Origin of the sequence: Marinobacter sp. es.048 (genome assembly GCF_900188435.1) — a bacterium.
In the GTDB taxonomy this organism is placed as follows: domain Bacteria; phylum Pseudomonadota; class Gammaproteobacteria; order Pseudomonadales; family Oleiphilaceae; genus Marinobacter.
Genome location: NZ_FYFA01000001.1, coordinates 1,847,877 through 1,864,975 on the forward strand (window position 1 = coordinate 1,847,877; position 17,099 = coordinate 1,864,975).

17 protein-coding genes are annotated in these 17,099 nt (G+C 56.4%); 15 read left to right on the forward strand and 2 right to left on the reverse strand.

Translation table 11 applies throughout. From position 1 onward, the window contains the following. Window positions 1-5: 5 nt before the first annotated feature. Window positions 6-986 carry a KpsF/GutQ family sugar-phosphate isomerase gene (locus CFT65_RS08555; RefSeq protein ID WP_088827628.1) on the reverse strand — a complete coding sequence of 327 codons (981 nt, stop codon included), beginning with the start codon at window positions 984-986 and terminating at the stop codon, window positions 6-8. 188 nt (window positions 987-1,174) lie between these two features. On the opposite strand from CFT65_RS08555, the gene CFT65_RS08560 reads away from it, so the two are divergent. The 11 genes from CFT65_RS08560 to CFT65_RS08610 all read left to right on the forward strand — a co-directional run bounded on the left by CFT65_RS08560 (window position 1,175) and on the right by CFT65_RS08610 (window position 10,017). Further along, the gene (locus CFT65_RS08560; protein ID WP_088827629.1) at window positions 1,175-1,987 is read left to right on the forward strand and encodes an ABC transporter ATP-binding protein; all 813 of its coding nucleotides are present in this window, start codon (window positions 1,175-1,177) and stop codon (window positions 1,985-1,987) included. Next, window positions 1,984-2,766 carry a lipid asymmetry maintenance ABC transporter permease subunit MlaE gene (mlaE, locus tag CFT65_RS08565; protein WP_088827630.1) on the forward strand — a complete coding sequence of 261 codons (783 nt, stop codon included), beginning with the start codon at window positions 1,984-1,986 and terminating at the stop codon, window positions 2,764-2,766. The genes CFT65_RS08560 and mlaE overlap by 4 nt, the downstream gene beginning before the upstream one ends. A gap of 34 nt (window positions 2,767-2,800) precedes the next feature. Beyond that, window positions 2,801-3,250 (forward strand): outer membrane lipid asymmetry maintenance protein MlaD, encoded by a 450-nt coding sequence (gene mlaD / locus CFT65_RS08570; RefSeq protein WP_088827631.1) that lies wholly within the window; start codon window positions 2,801-2,803, stop codon window positions 3,248-3,250. A 32-nt stretch (window positions 3,251-3,282) separates the two neighbouring features. Next, complete coding sequence (locus CFT65_RS08575) at window positions 3,283-3,936, forward strand: MlaC/ttg2D family ABC transporter substrate-binding protein (RefSeq protein ID WP_088828195.1); 654 nt, start codon at window positions 3,283-3,285, stop codon at window positions 3,934-3,936. Continuing rightward, window positions 3,933-4,265: an STAS domain-containing protein gene (locus CFT65_RS08580; RefSeq protein ID WP_088827632.1), complete on the forward strand. Its 333-nt coding sequence runs from the start codon at window positions 3,933-3,935 to the stop codon at window positions 4,263-4,265. Before CFT65_RS08575 ends, CFT65_RS08580 begins: the two co-directional genes overlap by 4 nt. Before the next feature lie 104 nt (window positions 4,266-4,369). Continuing rightward, window positions 4,370-4,612: a BolA family protein gene (locus tag CFT65_RS08585; RefSeq protein WP_088827633.1), complete on the forward strand. Its 243-nt coding sequence runs from the start codon at window positions 4,370-4,372 to the stop codon at window positions 4,610-4,612. Window positions 4,613-4,640: 28 nt separating this feature from the next. Then, entirely contained in the window at window positions 4,641-5,903 is a 1,263-nt protein-coding gene (murA, locus tag CFT65_RS08590; RefSeq protein WP_088827634.1) for a UDP-N-acetylglucosamine 1-carboxyvinyltransferase, read from the forward strand. A gap of 40 nt (window positions 5,904-5,943) precedes the next feature. Then, complete coding sequence (gene hisG / locus CFT65_RS08595; protein ID WP_088827635.1) at window positions 5,944-6,585, forward strand: ATP phosphoribosyltransferase; 642 nt, start codon at window positions 5,944-5,946, stop codon at window positions 6,583-6,585. Between the two features lie 80 nt (window positions 6,586-6,665). Further along, window positions 6,666-7,970, forward strand: a complete 1,305-nt coding sequence (gene hisD / locus CFT65_RS08600; RefSeq protein ID WP_088827636.1) for a histidinol dehydrogenase — start codon at window positions 6,666-6,668, stop codon at window positions 7,968-7,970. Between the two features lie 3 nt (window positions 7,971-7,973). Continuing rightward, on the forward strand, window positions 7,974-9,026 hold the full coding sequence (gene hisC / locus CFT65_RS08605) for a histidinol-phosphate transaminase (protein ID WP_088827637.1): 1,053 nt from the start codon (window positions 7,974-7,976) through the stop codon (window positions 9,024-9,026). Between the two features lie 247 nt (window positions 9,027-9,273). Next, the gene (locus tag CFT65_RS08610; RefSeq protein ID WP_088827638.1) at window positions 9,274-10,017 is read left to right on the forward strand and encodes a Nif3-like dinuclear metal center hexameric protein; all 744 of its coding nucleotides are present in this window, start codon (window positions 9,274-9,276) and stop codon (window positions 10,015-10,017) included. A gap of 163 nt (window positions 10,018-10,180) precedes the next feature. Here the strand turns inward: CFT65_RS08610 and CFT65_RS08615 are convergent, their stop codons facing one another. Beyond that, the gene (locus CFT65_RS08615) at window positions 10,181-10,621 is read right to left on the reverse strand and encodes a YhcB family protein (RefSeq protein ID WP_088827639.1); all 441 of its coding nucleotides are present in this window, start codon (window positions 10,619-10,621) and stop codon (window positions 10,181-10,183) included. A gap of 232 nt (window positions 10,622-10,853) precedes the next feature. On the opposite strand from CFT65_RS08615, the gene zapE reads away from it, so the two are divergent. The 4 genes from zapE (at window position 10,854) to CFT65_RS08635 (ending at window position 16,912) form a co-directional block, all read left to right on the forward strand. Beyond that, window positions 10,854-11,951 (forward strand): cell division protein ZapE, encoded by a 1,098-nt coding sequence (gene zapE / locus CFT65_RS08620; protein ID WP_172408478.1) that lies wholly within the window; start codon window positions 10,854-10,856, stop codon window positions 11,949-11,951. A gap of 117 nt (window positions 11,952-12,068) precedes the next feature. After that, the gene (locus CFT65_RS08625) at window positions 12,069-13,253 is read left to right on the forward strand and encodes a thiolase family protein (protein ID WP_088827641.1); all 1,185 of its coding nucleotides are present in this window, start codon (window positions 12,069-12,071) and stop codon (window positions 13,251-13,253) included. A 427-nt stretch (window positions 13,254-13,680) separates the two neighbouring features. Further along, window positions 13,681-15,516, forward strand: coding sequence for a DUF1302 domain-containing protein (locus CFT65_RS08630; protein WP_088827642.1), 1,836 nt, complete (start codon window positions 13,681-13,683; stop codon window positions 15,514-15,516). A 34-nt stretch (window positions 15,517-15,550) separates the two neighbouring features. Then, entirely contained in the window at window positions 15,551-16,912 is a 1,362-nt protein-coding gene (locus CFT65_RS08635) for a DUF1329 domain-containing protein (protein ID WP_088827643.1), read from the forward strand. The last annotated feature ends 187 nt before the right edge of the window (window positions 16,913-17,099 follow it).

The window sequence follows — 17,099 nt, forward strand, 5'->3', positions numbered from 1 at the left end:
CCCCCTCAGATTACGCCGGCTCGCAGCAGGTCATGCATGTTGATGGCGCCAATGAGAGCACCCTTTTCGTCGGTTACCGGCAGGGCATTGATCTTCATTTCTTCCATGATATTGAGTGCTTCCGCCGCCAGATGATCGGCCTGAATGGTTTTGCCATTCCGGGTCATCACCTCGTTGATGGGCGTATTATGAATATCCACCGATCGATCCAGAGTCCGACGCAGGTCACCGTCCGTAAATATCCCGGTGAGAGTGCCTTCCTGATCGACGACGGTTGTCATGCCAAGGCCCTTGCGGGAAATTTCCAGGAGAGCGCCGCTGAGGGGGGTGCCCTCGTTGACGACCGGAATCTGATCACCGGTGTGCATGATGTCGGATACCCGGAGTAGCAGCCGGCGGCCCAGGCTGCCGCCCGGATGGGAGAAAGCAAAATCCTCGGCACTGAAGCCGCGGGCCTCGAGCAGGGCAACCGCAAGAGCGTCGCCCATGACCAGGGTGGCCGTTGTAGAAGAAGTGGGTGCCAGGCCCAGCGGGCAGGCTTCAACCATGACGCTCACGTCCAGGTTGGCGACGGCTTCCCGGGCCAGGGTGGACCCGGCATTGCCGGTCATGCTGATCAGCGGCGCGCCCATGCGTTTGATCAGCGGCAGAATCGTAACCACCTCGCTGGTGTTGCCACTGTTGGAAATGGCGATAACCACATCCTGAGGCGTGATCATGCCCATGTCGCCGTGGCTTGCCTCACCCGGATGAACGAAAAACGAGGGTGTGCCGGTGCTGGCCAGGGTTGCTGCGATCTTGTTGCCGATGTGGCCGGATTTTCCCATGCCGGTCACAACCACGCGGCCCTTGCAGCCCATGATAACCTCGCAGGCCCGGGTGAACTGGTCGTCAATCCGGCTCTCCAGGGCGTCAATGGCGTCGCGCTCGATGCGAATGGCGCGGATGGCGGAGGTTCTGAAGTCGCTGGGAGTCTGTTCGGTCATCGGGCTTTGGGCCTGGCTGTCTGGACATTGAAAATGTGGGGCAGAGTATACCATTTTCATCCGGCAACGATGCCCGGTTAACGAAAGTTCAGTCAAACTGATCATTGCTATCAGTACATTTTGCGCTCTTTGGATTGAGCTCGGGCGCTCCATGGCATAATGTAGCGCCTCTTTGAAAGGTAGGGACTATGGATTCACCGGCTTACATATCGCTCAAGGATGTCGTGTTCTCCCGCTCTGGGCGCCGTATCTTCGATGGTGTCAGCCTGGATATTCCCCGCGGGAAAATTACCGCCATCATGGGCCCCAGCGGGACCGGGAAAACCACGCTTCTGCGTCTTATTGGTGGTCAGCTCAAGCCGGATTCCGGCAGCGTTGTGGTGGACGGCCACGAAGTGCCAAAGCTCAAGCGCAAGGCCCTCTACAGCCTTCGGGAAAAGATGGGCATGCTGTTCCAGAGCGGAGCTCTGTTCACCGATCTGAGCGTGTTCGAGAACGTCGCCTTCCCGCTTCGGGTACATACAAAGCTGCCGGAAGACATGATTCGCGACATTGTTCTGATGAAGCTTGAAGCGGTCGGTTTGCGTGGTGCACGCCACCTGATGCCCTCGGAACTGTCAGGAGGCATGACCCGCCGGGTTGCTCTTGCCCGCAGTATTGCGCTAGACCCGGAGCTGATCATGTACGACGAGCCATTCGCCGGCCAGGACCCCATTGCCATGGGCGTGCTCGTCAAACTGATCCGGGATCTGAACAGCTCCATGGGCCTGACCAGTGTTCTTGTTTCCCACGATGTGCCTGAATCCCTCAGCATCTGCCATTACGCCTGCATCATTTCGGACGGAAAAGTGATCGGCGCAGGCACACCCGAAGAGCTTCGGGAGCACCCCTCGCAGCAGGTGCAGCAATTCCTGCAGGGGCAGCCGGACGGCCCGGTACCCTTTCACTATCCGGCCGAAGGCGCTGCCCAGGATTTCGGGCTTCCCGGGGGTGCGTCTTGATCGACAGAATCGCAGCGTTCGGGCGTCTCTGGCTCAACATTATCTCATCATTTGGCCGCTCAGGCCGGTTTCTTGCGGGCGTTCTGGGTGGCGTGCCCAGGCCGGCAACCGGATTCCCCCTCCTGATCAAACAGCTTTACGCCGTTGGCGTTCTTTCCCTGGCCATTATTGTGGTCTCGGGCCTGTTTATCGGCATGGTTCTGGGGCTGCAGGGTTACACGATTCTCAGTGATTACGGTTCTGAAGCTGCCATAGGCCAGATGATTGCCCTCACTCTGGTGCGCGAGCTCGGCCCGGTTGTGACTGCATTGCTGTTCGCGGGTCGTGCGGGTTCCGCGCTGACGGCGGAAATCGGCCTGATGAAAGCCACCGAGCAGCTATCCAGTATGGAAATGATGGGCGTGGACCCGCTGCGACGGGTGATTGCCCCGCGCCTCTGGGCCGGGTTTATCGCCATGCCGGTGCTTGCGGTCATCTTCTCGGTGGTCGGCATCTGGGGCGGCATGTTGGTGGGTGTAGACTGGCTGGGCGTGTTTGAGGGCTCCTTCTGGGGCAACATGCAATCGTCGGTGGATTTTGTCGATGATGTCCTCAACGGGGTCATCAAAAGCGTCGTTTTCGGCTTCGTCTGCGCCTGGATTGCGGTTTATCAGGGCTATGACTGTGTGCCGACATCAGCAGGTATCAGTTCGGCGACCACAAAGACTGTGGTGTATTCATCGCTGGCGGTGCTGGGGCTGGATTTTGTACTGACCGCTGTCATGTTTGGCGATTTCTGATTCATTGATCAACGAGATAATACCGGAGCCGGAAATGGCACAGAGAACCACTGAAATCATTGTTGGCCTGTTCATGATCGCAGGCTGCGCAGCCTTGTTGGTCCTGGCATTGCAGGTAAGCGGCCTGTCGCCGAAATCGGCCGAGAGCACCTACACTATTTACGCCAATTTCAACGATACCGGCGGGCTCACGCCACGCGGTCGGGTCTCGATGGCCGGGGTGACTGTTGGCACCATTGAAACCATCAGTCTGAACAAAGAGACGTTCCAGGCTCGGGTGGAAATGTCGATTCATTCGGACGTCGACAACATCCCTTCGGACAGTTCCGCAGTTATACGTACATCCGGCCTGCTCGGTGAGCAGTACATTGATATATCGATTGGGGCCGAGATGGATTCGCTGAAAGAAGGCGATACCTTCTATTCAACACAGTCGGCCATGAACCTGGAGCGACTGATAAGCAACTTTGCATCGGGCCGTTGATTCGGGCCGGAAAGATTCAACAGGAGATCCTGATGTTTGCACTGAAACACCACATTCTGCTTGGCCTTATGATGGCCCTGGTTCTGGTTGCGCCGGTACAGGCGAGCGAAGCGGAGGAACTCCGCAAGTATGTGGATGAGAATACCCAACGGTTGGTTGAAAAGCTCAACGAAGAGCGCGGCCTTTACGAGCGCGACCCGGAAGCTTTTTATGAGAGCATGGATCAGACCCTGACGGACTTCGTGGACTTCCGCCGTATTGCTGCGCGGGTGATGGGGCGTTACGCCCGCCAGACGACGCCCGAACAGCGGGACGAGTTTGTGGTGAAGTTCAAGCGCAGCCTGTTTGACAGCTACGCCCAGGCTCTGGTGAGTGCGGAAAATTTTGAGATCCAGGTCAAGGAGGCAACCATCAATCCACAGAGTGAGGAACGCGCCTCTGTCCAGATGGAAGTGATCAGTGCATCCGGTACCCGCTACCCGGTAACTTATTCGATGTACAAGAACTCCGACGGCAAATGGTTGATGGAAAATGTCATCGTTGAGGGCGTGAACATCGGTCTGGCCTTTCGGGATCGGTTCAGTCAGGAAATGGAAGAAAGCCGCGGACAGATTCAGGCGGTGATCGACGGCTGGAGCGACGCTGTTGAATCCCTGAATCTGGACCAGGAAGTGGACAAATCATGACCACAGCGGTGCCCAGGGTCCAGCTTTCTGACGGAGCTCTTATGGTTTCAGGTGAGGTGACCACAGATACTGTCATCAGCCTGAGAAACGAGGGTGAGAAGCTGATCCGTTCGGTATCCGCCGATCTGGTGGTCGACCTGGATGGTCTGGTCACCGCTCACAGCGTGGTGCTTTCCATGCTGCTCTGTTGGCAACGCCTGGCACATCAGACAGGTATTTCTTTGTCATTCCGGGGTGTCAGTGGTCGCCTGGCCTCTCTGGCGGCCCTGAGCAACCTCGATGACCAGCTCGCGGGGTTTGGTCCGGAATCGGCCCATCCCGCCCACTGACTTTCCCGGCCCCGGTCCCTTTGTTTGCCGGACGGTAAAGCTGACCCGAGCGCCGGAATTGGTTACAATCTCGCCCCTGATTTCAAAACACCCGAGGATTTTTTATGGATGCCGCCCAAGTCACCGAGTTGGTCAAAGAAGCATTGCCCGACTGCGAAGTTCAGGTACAGGTTGATGGTACCCATTATCTGGTCGTCGTGGTGGGTGATGTCTTCGAAGGCCTGCCGACCATCAAGCGCCAGCAGCTGATTAACAAGGCGCTGTTCCAACAGATCATGGATGGCTCGATTCACGCACTGCATCCGAAAGCCTTTACTCCGGCTGAATGGGCCGAGCGCCAGGGCTGAGCGGCCCGGACAAAACAGGATATTTATTGTGGATAAACTTCTGATCAGGGGTCGCAAGCCTCTGGATGGCGAAATCCGGATTTCCGGTGCCAAGAACGCAGCACTGCCAATCCTGGCAGCAACCCTGCTGGCGGACGAGCCGGTGACCGTAGGCAACCTGCCGCACCTGCACGACGTAACCACCATGATCGAGCTTCTCGGGCGCATGGGTGTTGAAGTGATTATTGATGAGAAAATGAGCGTGGAAATTCACGCCAATACCATCGAGCATTTCCACGCGCCGTACGAGCTGGTGAAAACCATGCGCGCCTCTATCCTGGTGTTGGGTCCGCTGGTGGCTCACTTCGGCGAAGCAGAAGTATCCCTGCCAGGCGGCTGTGCAATCGGCAGTCGTCCGGTGAACCTGCATATCCACGGCCTGGAAATGATGGGTGCGGATATCAAGGTCGAGAATGGCTATATCAAGGCCAAGACCAACGGTCGACTGAAGGGCGCCCACATCTTCCTGGATACCGTCACCGTAACTGGCACCGAGAACCTGATGATGGCCGCTGCCCTGGCAGACGGAAAAACCATCCTGGAAAACGCGGCCCGCGAGCCGGAGGTTGTTGACCTTGCCGAGTGTCTGATCGCCATGGGCGCGGACATCAAAGGCCACGGTACTGCCACCATCGAAATCAACGGTGTTGAGCGCCTGCACGGTTGCCATTACAACGTGCTGCCAGACCGTGTTGAAACCGGTACCTATCTGGTGGCTGCGGCTGCAACCGGCGGTAGGGTCAAGCTGAAGGATACCCGGGAAGACCTGCTGGAAGCCGTTGTCCTCAAGCTCGAAGAGGCCGGCGCCCACATCAACACCGGCCCGGATTGGATTGAGCTGGACATGAAGGGCAATCGCCCGAAAGCGGTGGGTCTTCGCACAGCACCTTACCCGGCCTTCCCGACGGACATGCAGGCTCAGTTCGCCGCCATGAACGCCGTGGCCGAAGGCACCGGAACCATCGTGGAAACCGTGTTCGAGAACCGGTTCATGCACCTGCAGGAGCTGATCCGCATGGGTGCGGATATCACGCTTGAGGGTAACGCCGCCATCATCAAGGGCGTAGACCACCTTACCGGTGCCCCGGTCATGGCCACGGACCTGAGGGCTTCGGCCAGCCTGGTGATTGCAGGGCTCATGGCTGACGGCGATACCATTGTAGACCGCATCTATCACATTGATCGCGGTTACGAATGTATTGAAGAGAAACTGCAGTTGCTGGGTGCCACCATCCGCCGCCTGCCAGCGTGAAAGACATCCATCCAGACAATACGGGAAACCGGAAGAATCCATGACAGATTCCATAACCATCGCCTTGTCGAAGGGGCGAATTCTGGAAGAAACCCTGCCGCTGTTGGCGGAAGCGGGAATTGAACTGGTCGACGACGTCAAGAAGTCGCGCAAACTGGTGTTTCCGACAACGGATCCCAATGTCCGGGTGTTGATCATCCGGGCCACAGACGTGCCGACCTATGTTCAGTATGGCGGGGCGGACCTTGGCGTCACCGGCAAGGATGTTCTGATGGAGCACGGTGGGGAAGGGCTTTACGAGCCACTGGATCTGAATATTTCCCGTTGCCGCCTGATGACCGCCGGCCCGAAAGATCAGACTCCGCCACCCGGTCGTATCAAGGTGGCAACAAAATTCGTGAATCTGGCCCGCCGATACTACTCGGCCCAGGGACGCCAGGCAGACATCATCAAGCTCTACGGCGCGATGGAACTGGCACCTATTCTGGGTCTGGCTGATGAGATCGTCGACATTGTTGATACCGGCAATACACTGAAGGCGAATGGCCTTGAAGCCCGTGAGCTGATTGAGAACATCAGCAGCCGGTTGGTGGTTAATCGCGCGTCCATGAAGATGAAACACGAGCGTATTAACCCCATAATTGAAAAGATGTCCGCTGCCGTGGACAAGCGCCGGCTCTGAGTCAGAGCCGGTCTTCAGTGAAGTAGGGGGCAGAAGAAAGTGTTCTTCTGCCCCCGGTAACCTAGAGCAGGATATGAGTTATGACCGCCAAGATCACCAGATTGAACGCTTCCCAAAGTAACTTTTATGATGCGTTGGCCAAACTGCTGGCCTGGGACGACAGCGTTGATCATCAGGTGAACGAGTCGGTGCGTCATATCCTGCATGAGGTGAAAACCCGTGGTGACCAGGCGGTTCTGGAGTTTACCGAGAAGTTCGATCGCCTGAAGGTTGGCTCTGTCGCCGAGCTGGAAATGGATCAAGGCCGTTTGCAACAGGCTCTGGACGCGATTCCCGAGGACCAGCGTGTTGCCCTTGAAAAAGCGGCTGAGCGGATCCGCGATTACCACGAGCGTCAGAACCAGAAGTCCTGGCAGTATGAGGACGAAGACGGAACCGTGCTTGGCCAGAAAGTAACGCCTCTGGACCGTGCGGGCTTGTACGTGCCCGGCGGCAAAGCCGCTTACCCGTCATCCGTGCTCATGAACGCGATTCCCGCGAAAGTTGCCGGTGTCAGCGAAGTGGTGATGGTCGTCCCGACACCGGATGGTGTGGTGAATGACATGGTTTTGGCCTCCGCGGCGATTGCGGGCGTCGACCGTGTATTTACCGTTGGCGGCGCGCAGGCCGTAGGGGCATTGGCCTATGGCACAGAAACCATTCCGGCTGTCGATAAAATCGTCGGGCCCGGCAATATTTTTGTTGCCACCGCCAAGCGGGAAGTCTTTGGTGTGGTCGGCATCGACATGATCGCCGGCCCCTCGGAAATCCTCGTGATCAGTGATGGCCAAACTGATCCCGACTGGATTGCCATGGACCTTTTCTCCCAGGCAGAACACGACGAACAGGCCCAGTCCATCCTGGTCAGCCCCGATGCCGAATTCCTGGATGCCGTTGAGGCCAGTATCAACAAACTGCTGCCAACCATGGAGCGTGCTGACATCATCCGCACCTCCATGACCGACCGCGCCGCATTGATCCAGGTCGCCGATCTTAAACAAGCCGCCGAAGTGTCCAACCGCATCGCACCGGAACACCTGGAGCTGTCGGTCGAAGACCCGGAGGCCATGCTCGAAGACATCCGCCACGCTGGTGCCATCTTCATGGGCCGCTACACCGCGGAAGCCCTCGGCGACTACTGCGCCGGCCCGAACCACGTGCTGCCCACCAGTGGCACCGCACGGTTCTCCTCACCGCTGGGTGTTTACGACTTCCAGAAACGGTCCTCCATCATCGGCTTCAGCGCTGCCGGTGCTGACCGCATGGGGCGAGTGGCATCGGTTCTTGCTCGTGGCGAGGGCTTAACCGCCCATGCTCGGTCGGCGGAATATCGGATTAAGGACTGATCTATGAGCAAATTCTGGAGTCCTTTGGTAAACGACCTGGTTCCATATGTCCCGGGCGAACAACCAAAAATGGCCAACCTGGTGAAGCTGAACACCAACGAAAACCCCTTCGGCCCCTCACCAAAAGTCATCGAAGCCATCCAGGCCGAACTGAACGACGGCTTGCGTCTCTATCCAGATCCGGAAGGCGAAGGCCTGCGCCAGACCATCGCCGCCTACCACAAGGTAAAGCCGGAACAGATCTTCCTCGGCAACGGCTCCGATGAAGTCCTGGCCCACATCTTCTTTGGCCTGTTCCAGCACGGCGAACCGATCCTGTTTCCGGACATCACCTACAGCTTCTACCCGGTGTACTGCGGTCTCTACAACATCGAGAGCAGAAAAGTACCGCTGACAGAAAGCTTTGAAATCAACCCGGATGACTTCAAGCAACCCAACGGCGGCGTCATCTTCCCGAATCCGAATGCGCCAACCGGTCGGTACCTCGAGTTGCAGCATGTGGAAGAAATCCTGGCTGCCAACCCGGATCGCGTTGTTGTGGTGGATGAAGCCTACATCGATTTTGGTGGCGAGTCGGCGATTACCCTGGTCGACAAGTACCCCAACCTGCTGGTTTCCCAGACGCTCTCCAAAGCGCGGTCACTAGCCGGTTTGCGAGTAGGTTTCGCCGTTGGTCATCCGGACCTTATCGAGGCCCTGAACCGAGTCAAGAACAGCTTCAACAGCTACCCGCTGGACCGCCTGGCCCTGGCCGGTGCGAAGGCGGCCTATGAAGATGAGGCCTGGTTCCGGAAGTGCTGCGATGGCGTGATCTCCGAGCGGGAGCGCGTAACGGCTGCTCTCGAGCGGCTGGGTTTTGAAGTGTTACCCTCAAAGGCAAACTTTATCTTTGCCCGTCATAAAGGCCAGCCGGGTGAGGCTTTGGCAAAGGGCCTGAGGGAACAGGGAATTATCGTCCGGCACTTTAACAAGCCCCGGATTAGCGACTTCCTTCGAATTACGATTGGTACTGTCGATCAGAATGATGCGTTGATTGCTGGACTCGAATCACTCTAGCCTTTGGAGCTAGCGGGCAGCGCAAGGCAGGCACCCCTTCCCGGGAACCGCTACGAGCACCCGCAGGCGGGTCCAGCCAGCAATCGCAGATTGCTGTCGTTCGGCTGTCGCATGAAGCTTAGCTTCATAAACGCTCGGCCTCACCCATCTGCGCTTGACGTCGGCCATCCTTGGCCGCCGACATTCCCGGAAAGGGGTGCCTGCCTCGCTCGTCGAACTTCTCAGAAATAGTCCGGAGCGATTACTGATGGCTGAACGAAACGACATCTTGAAGAAAATCAATGAGTGGCTCCAGCCTGGAGATTTCCAGGACTATTGCCCAAATGGCCTACAGGTTGAAGGCAAATCCGAAATTAATACTGTCATCTCCGGCGTAACTGCCTCAAAAGCGCTCATCGAAGCCGCCATTGAAGCAAACGCCGATATGATCCTGGTCCACCATGGCTACTTTTGGAAAGGTGAGGACCAGCGCATTCAGGGGATGAAACGAGAACGCTTGAAACAGCTTCTCGACAACGATATCAATCTGGTCGCCTATCACCTTCCCCTGGATGACCACCCCGAATACGGCAACAATCGTCAGCTGGCGGACGTTCTCGATATCAGGAATCCACGCCCGCTCGGCGGTCTGGTCTGGGAAGGCGAGCTTGAAGAAGCAATGTCTCCCGAGGATTTCGGTCTTCACATCGCCAGACAGCTACATCGCGAGCCGCTCTGGGTCGGCGACGGTCCGACTGCGATCAAACGGGTAGGGTGGTGTACCGGTGCTGCACAGGGGTTTATTAACACGGCTCTGGATGCCGGCCTCGATGCCTACATAAGCGGTGAAATCTCCGAGCCGACGACACACACGGCAAGGGAGTGCGGCATTCATTACTACGCTGCCGGACATCACGCGACCGAACGCTACGGCGTTCAGGCTCTCGGAAAGGCGCTAGTGAAGGAGTTTGGGGTAACCCACAAGTTTATTGACTGTGATAACCCGGTTTAAAGGTTAGTACGGACTGAGATTGAAGCCTTCATCTGAGCGGTGATTCATTCTCGAAGCGAATTGCACAGAATCTGACTGGGCGGGGTGTCCGCCCCGCCCGTTCACCGAAACTAGAAGTCTTAAAATGGCCCGAGCGCCAGAGTAAGGTCAGGCCTTCAATAAATCAGGCCTGTTGAGCCTTATCACCCTTCTTGAGCCCAAAGTCCTCAGCAAGCGTCCCAGAGTCCTTGGGATCCGTCTTCGGCGCATAGTCCCGCGGCGGCTCGGAAGCGTCCTCGCGAACCTCCTCCAGGCGCTTCTTCGAAGTCTCCTGCGCCAATTCCTCCATCCAGTCTTCGTCATTGCAAAGACGGTTGGCTCCGCGGGCCATGTGCTGGTTCACATCGCGGTAGGCATCGTTGAAGCGGCGTAGCAAATGGGCCGATTCCATGAAATGTTCATTCACCTGGGCCTGGTAGCGGGTATATTCGCTTCTCAGTTCCTCAATCTGCTGTTCCGCCCGACGCTGCCGAAGCGACGTTCCCTGACCGGAACGGCCAACAATTACCCCGATGACAATGCCAACAACCAATGCGGCAATCGCTGCCAGAATCAGGTTTGTCATATGCTGTGTCGTCCTTATTACCTAGAAGTGAGCCAAGCCCCTGTAAGAAGAGTATAACGCCCCAGGCTCCATCATCCCATGATTGTGGCCTGAGCCAATCGTCGTATTGCTGCCGAGGCGGCCAACGTGGCGAAAAATCGCCAAATGCGAGACAATATGGCGCCCAAATTTACGATCAACTTCCGGGAATACCTTGATGACAGCTGCGATGTCCTCCGAAACCAGTGCGACCATGACCCCTTGGCAACGTTACCAGAAGGATCTTGAACGCCCGGATTTCCAGAAGGACTCGGCCCAGGAAGATGCGGTCAAGCGCCTTCAATCACTGTACGACAAACTGGTGGAAGCCGAAAGGGATCGCAGCAAGCCCAAGGTCAAACTTTTGCGTAAGCTCAAGAAAGGCAAGGAGGAGCCGGTCAAAGGTCTGTATTTCTGGGGCGGGGTAGGTCGCGGTAAAACCTACCTGATGGATACGTTCTACGAGTCCTTGCCCTTTGATCGCAAGATGCGGGTTCACTTTCACCGCTTTATGCAGCGTGTCCACAGCGAACTCAAATCCCTCAAGGGCGAGAAAAACCCGCTGGAACTGGTCTCCAGGAAGTTTGCCGATGAAACCCGGGTTATATGTTTCGACGAGTTTTTCGTGTCTGACATTGGCGACGCCATGATCCTCGCAACCCTCATGGACGGTTTGTTCAGCCGCGGCGTCACCCTGGTGTGCACCTCCAATATCGTTCCGGATGGTCTTTACAAGGATGGTCTCCAGCGCGCCCGGTTTCTGCCGGCTATCGAATTGGTCAAGAAGCACACCGATGTGGTCAACGTGGATGGCGGCGTGGACTACCGGTTGAGAACCCTGGAGCAGGCGGAGCTCTTTCACTCGCCATTGGATGAAGACGCGGATGTCAGCCTTCGCAAAAGCTTCGATGCCCTCGCGGTTGAGGCCGGTAAACACAGCAAAACCATGGAAATCAACGGCCGTAAAATTCCGGCCCAGGCCCACGCAGACGACGTGGTCTGGTTTGATTTCAAAGACGTCTGCGACGGCCCCCGGAGCCAGAACGATTACATCGAAATGGCCCGGCAGTTTCACGCCATCATCGTCAGCAATGTGCCGGTTCTGGGTAAAGAGAAAGACGACCAGGCTCGCCGATTCATTAACATGATTGACGAATTCTACGACCGTAACGTCAAAGTCATTATCTCGGCATCTGCCCCGATTACCGAGCTCTATACCGGCGGTCGCCTTGGCTTCGAATTTGAGCGCACCGAGTCCCGCCTGCTCGAAATGCAGTCCCGGGAATATCTCGAAGCACCGCATAAACCGTAGGTGGCGTCGGATTACGCTTCGCTAATCCGACCTACAAGGTTTCACTCAAAGTAGGTCGGGTTAGCGAAGCGTAACCCGACAAAAAAACTACCAGACAACCAACAGAGAGATTCAGAAATGAGCACAGACAGCGTCGTAATCGTAAGCGGTGTCCGCACCCCCATGGGTGGATTTCAGGGTAGCCTGGCCAGTGTCAGCGCCACCGACCTGGGCGCACTCACCATCACCGAAGCCGTAAAACGCGCCGGCCTGCAGCCTGCGGATGTGCAGGAAGTCATCATGGGCAACGTCCTGCCTGCCGGCCTCAAACAAGGCCCGGCACGCCAGGCCATGCGCAAGGCGGGGCTGCCTGATAACACCGGCGCCACCACCATCAACAAACTCTGCGGCTCCGGCATGAAAGCCGCCATGTTTGCTCACGACCTCATCAAAGCGGGCAGCAACGACATCATGGTTGCCGGTGGCATGGAGAGCATGTCCAACGCACCCTATATCCTGCAGGGCGTCCGTAGCGGCTACCGCATGGGACCGGGCCAGGCACCCCAGGATCACATGTTCCTGGACGGCCTGGAAGACGCCGAAACCGGTCGCCTGATGGGTGCCTTTGCTCAGGAAATGGCTGACAAGAAAGGCTACACCCGGGAAGAAATGGACGAGTACGCCATCACTTCACTCACACGGGCCAAGAAAGCCATTGAAACGGGCCTGTTGAAAGACGAAATCGTCCCGGTAACCGTGAAAGGCCGCAAAGGCGACGTGGTCGTCGAGGACGACGAGCAGCCCCACAACGCTAACATCGAAAAGATCCCGAGCCTGCGCCCGGCCTTTGCCAAAGACGGCACCGTTACCGCTGCTAACGCGTCTTCAATCTCCGACGGCGCCTCCGCGCTGCTCCTGATGCGCGAATCCGAAGCCGAAAAACGCGGCCTCAAACCCCTGGCCCGCATCGTTGGCCATAGTACCCAATCCCAGCATCCGTCCGAGTTCACCTGCGCCCCGGTTGGCGCCATCGAAAAGCTGTTCGGCAAAACCGGATGGAGCAAAGACGACGTAGACCTCTTCGAGATTAACGAAGCCTTCGCCATGGTCGCCATGATGCCCATCCGCGAACTCGGCCTGAACCCCGAGAAAGTCAACATCCACGGCGGCGCCTGTGCCCAGGGTCACCCGGTCGGTTCCACCGGCTCCCGTCTGCTGGTAACCCTTATGTACGCTCTCCAGCGTTACGGCAAAAAGAAGGGCATTGCAGCCCTTTGCATTGGTGGTGGGGAAGCTACTGCCATGGCTATTGAGATGCTTTGAACTCGGGAGTTTGGAAGGGGTTGAAAGCGAACTCCAAAGCCCGATGCCAAGGTGGCGAGGGTTCCTCCGAGAATGTCGGCGGCCATGGATGGCCGACGCCAAGCGCACATGGATGTGCTAGTAGCGGTTCTCGGAGGAACCCTCACCACCTTGGCGCTCCCCGCAACTGACAGCCGCCGAAAAAAACCACCAAAACCAAAGTGGTTGCATCCAAATTTGTTGTCTATAGTGATTCTGTGCGAAGAAACCCGGCGGCAAACGGCGTTAACAGAGGGATGATAGCAAAATCATACTTTTGACTGATCAAAGCGCCTGAAGGCGTTAGCTATAGTGCCAACATCACGAGCACTGTGCTTGAAGCCTCCAATACATCGTGAACACCAATAATCAGAGCAGCGACTCAGAACAACAATGGAGTAGCCTTCCAATGACAAGAAAAACACATCAATGGCAGCGTTGGACCAAATTACCGCTGGCCGTGGCAGTTGCCGCCGGCGTATCCGGTCAGGCAACCGCCTATTCGTTCTATGTGGGTGATGTGGAAGCCCAGTTCAACACCACGCTGTCCGCAGGTGTGGGTTGGCGGGTAGAAGATCGGGACAGCCGCTTGATCGCTCAGGGCAATCTGGGCCCCGAATTTGTTAACACGACTGTTGGGTCATCCACCAACAACTATGATGACGGCAACCTCAATTTCGATAAGGGCGATACCTACTCAAAGATCGTCAAGGGTAACAGTGAGCTATATCTCAATTATTATGTCGATAACCCTTACCTGACGCGGGTTGGAGCTCTCGTCCGAGGTCGCTATTGGTATGACTTTGAGCTGAAGGACGAAAGTCGTGAGCATGTTGAGTTGAATGAAGAGGCCTCAGGCAATGCGTCAGGAGGCGAACTTCTTGATGCTTACGTATTCTCCGATTGGTACTTCGGCAATGTTCCCGTCAGCCTTCGTTACGGCAAGCAAGTGGTAAGTTGGGGGGAAAGTACTTTTATTCCGGGCGGTATCAATGTCATTAACCCAGTTGATGTCCCTGCCTTTCGGGCTCCTGGTTCGGAATTAAAAGACGCACTTCTGCCGGTTGAGATGTTCTACATGTCGGCGGGTGTGACTGAGAATATTACCCTGGAAACCTTTGTTCAGGCGGATTGGGAACCGATCCGGCCAGACGATTGTGGAACCTTCTTCTCGACAAACGACTTCGCGCCGGACGGTTGTGGACCAGTTTTGCTGGCGGGCCAGTTCCCTGATCAAGTTGCCTATGACCGCGAATTTATAGCTCCTCGGCTAGGGGATCGTGAAGCCGATTCCAAAGATCAGTTTGGTGTGGCCATGCGTTGGTATGTCCCGCAACTCAATGACTCTGAGATTGGGTTTTATTTCATCAAATACAATAGTCGCCTTCCATACGTTAGCGGTACGGTTCGAGATGACCGGGAGGGCGAGCGTTTCCCGAGCTACTTCATTGAGTACCCGGAAAACATCGATCTATACGGTGTGAGTATCAACACCACAACCCCTGGAGGTTGGTCGCTCGGTGCTGAATACAGCTATCGGGACGGAGTGCCGCTGCAGTGGAACGCCTTTGAATTGATCTATGGAGGCATTCAACAGATTAACGACGAGACTGGTGATCCAGCTAGTCTGCTCCAGCAGCAGCGTGAGGCTGAGAATCCTGGCGTAGACCTTCGCGGAAGCGAAGTTGATGGCTATGACCGATTCAACGTATCCCAGGCCCAGTTCACTTTGATCAAGTTCTTCGATCAGGTAATGGGTGCTTCACGGCTCTCTTTCATCAGTGAATTTGGTGCCACTTATATCCACGACTTTCCGGATACGGACGAGGCACGATACGGCCGCTCAGGTACATTCGGGATCGGTGAGCTTCCTGGTGGTGCCTGTGCAGGCACTGGGGCAACTGGCCAAAAACTTAATCTGAATGCCAGTTATTGTACTAACGATGGCTACACAACCGACTTCTCCTGGGGTTATCGTGCACGCCTCGTTTGGGATTACCCGAACGCGCTGGCCGGTGTTAACCTGTCACCGCAGCTGGCCTGGAGCCACGACGTGCAGGGTTACAGCCCGCAACCTGGCGGCGCTTTCAACGAGGGAAGCAAGGCCATCGGTCTGTCTCTGGAAGCGGTTTACCAGAACAAGATTACCGGCAACATCGGTTACACAAACTTTTTCGGCGGCAAGCCGTATAACGAGTTGACTGACCGCGATTTCGTGAGTGCTAGCGTTTCATACTCATTCTGAACCCGGAAAGAATTCGTTGAACGAGGGAATTTAAATGAAACTAAACAAGAAACTACTGGCCACAGGCGTTCTGGCAGCGAGCATGTTTGCCGGCCAGGCCTGGGGTGCGGTTTCTGCTGAAGAAGCGGCCAAACTGGGTGATACACTGACACCGATGGGTGCAGAAAAAGCCGGTAACGGTGGTGCGATTCCGGCCTGGACCGGCGGTCTGACGACTCCGCCGGCCGGTTATGAAGGCGATGGCATCTATGTGAATCCGTTCGCGGATGAGCAGCCCCAGTTCACCATCGATCAGAGTAACGTCGAGCAGTACAAAGACAATCTGTCCCCTGGACAGGTTGCTATGATTGAGCGCTACGATGACTACTTCATGCCGGTGTACGAAACCCATCGTACTGCCGCCTACCCCAAAGAGGTCATGGATAAGACCGTTGAGAACGCAACCTCGGTTGAGTTGATCAAAGATGGCAACGGGCTGGGTAACTATCAATCTGCCACTCCGTTCCCGATCCCTCAGAACGGTCTTGAAGCGATCTGGAATCACATCACCCGATATCGGGGTGGTTCAGTCCAACGGACAGTGGGACAGGTAACCCCGACCGAAGGTGGCGATTTCTCGGTGGTGAAGTTCCAGGATGAGCTCACCTGGCGGACCTATCTCGCTGATTACGACCCAGGAGAAGACGGGAACGTTCTGTTTTACTTCAAGCAGGCCATTACCGCACCGGCACGTCTGGCGGGTAACGTACTGCTGGTTCACGAAACCATTGATCAGGTAGCAGAGCCCCGTCGTGCGTGGGTTTACAACGCCGGTCAGCGTCGTGTGCGCCGTGCTCCCCAGGTTGCTTATGACGGACCGGGTACCGCGTCGGATGGCATGCGCACGTCTGACAACTTCGACATGTTCAACGGTGCTCCGGATCGTTACAACTGGGAATTGGTCGGCAAGAAGGAGATGTACATCCCGTACAACTCTTACAAGCTGGGCGATCGTAACCTGAGCTATGATCAGATCATCCAGGCTGGCCATATCAATCAGGAGTACACCCGTTATGAACTGCATCGCGTATGGCATGTTCGGGCAACCCTGAAAGAAGGCTCCCGCCACATCTATGCCCAGCGTGACTTCTACATTGATGAGGACTCCTGGCAGGCAGCCGTCATTGACCACTATGATGGTCGCGGTGAGCTCTGGCGGGTTGCTGAAGCCCACTTCATGCAGTTCTACGATCAGAACGTACCTTGGTACGCCATCGAAACTCTGTATGACTTGCTGTCTGGCCGCTACCTTGCGCTTGGCCTGACCAACGAAGAAGAAAACCCGTATGAGTTTGGCGTTGAGCGTCGCTCAAGGGATTACACGCCTTCTGCTCTGCGCCGTGCCGGTACCCGGTAAGCGCTGATCTGCAGACCTGAAAACGGCGGGCCTTCGGGCCCGCCGTTTTTTTTACACCTGAGAAAATCCTTTCACGTCAAAATTTTGCAGCCCACCCCTCAATTGGTTTAACCTTCCTGTCATACTAAAGGCGTACCCATTGACGGTCGCCACTCAAAAGTCAGTGCAAGATCCACTTTTCCGGCGG

Excerpts from the sequence above, each read along its gene's own strand:
- CFT65_RS08555 (WP_088827628.1), bottom strand. The coding sequence starts at position 986 with ATGACCGAACAGACTCCCAGCGACTTCAGAACCTCCGCCATCCGCGCC.
- CFT65_RS08560 (WP_088827629.1), top strand. The coding sequence starts at position 1,175 with ATGGATTCACCGGCTTACATATCGCTCAAGGATGTCGTGTTCTCCCGC.
- mlaD (WP_088827631.1), top strand. The coding sequence starts at position 2,801 with ATGGCACAGAGAACCACTGAAATCATTGTTGGCCTGTTCATGATCGCA.
- CFT65_RS08575 (WP_088828195.1), top strand. The coding sequence starts at position 3,283 with ATGTTTGCACTGAAACACCACATTCTGCTTGGCCTTATGATGGCCCTG.
- CFT65_RS08580 (WP_088827632.1), top strand. The coding sequence starts at position 3,933 with ATGACCACAGCGGTGCCCAGGGTCCAGCTTTCTGACGGAGCTCTTATG.
- CFT65_RS08585 (WP_088827633.1), top strand. The coding sequence starts at position 4,370 with ATGGATGCCGCCCAAGTCACCGAGTTGGTCAAAGAAGCATTGCCCGAC.
- hisG (WP_088827635.1), top strand. The coding sequence starts at position 5,944 with ATGACAGATTCCATAACCATCGCCTTGTCGAAGGGGCGAATTCTGGAA.
- hisD (WP_088827636.1), top strand. The coding sequence starts at position 6,666 with ATGACCGCCAAGATCACCAGATTGAACGCTTCCCAAAGTAACTTTTAT.
- hisC (WP_088827637.1), top strand. The coding sequence starts at position 7,974 with ATGAGCAAATTCTGGAGTCCTTTGGTAAACGACCTGGTTCCATATGTC.
- CFT65_RS08610 (WP_088827638.1), top strand. The coding sequence starts at position 9,274 with ATGGCTGAACGAAACGACATCTTGAAGAAAATCAATGAGTGGCTCCAG.
- CFT65_RS08615 (WP_088827639.1), bottom strand. The coding sequence starts at position 10,621 with ATGACAAACCTGATTCTGGCAGCGATTGCCGCATTGGTTGTTGGCATT.
- zapE (WP_172408478.1), top strand. The coding sequence starts at position 10,854 with ATGACCCCTTGGCAACGTTACCAGAAGGATCTTGAACGCCCGGATTTC.
- CFT65_RS08625 (WP_088827641.1), top strand. The coding sequence starts at position 12,069 with ATGAGCACAGACAGCGTCGTAATCGTAAGCGGTGTCCGCACCCCCATG.
- CFT65_RS08630 (WP_088827642.1), top strand. The coding sequence starts at position 13,681 with ATGACAAGAAAAACACATCAATGGCAGCGTTGGACCAAATTACCGCTG.
- CFT65_RS08635 (WP_088827643.1), top strand. The coding sequence starts at position 15,551 with ATGAAACTAAACAAGAAACTACTGGCCACAGGCGTTCTGGCAGCGAGC.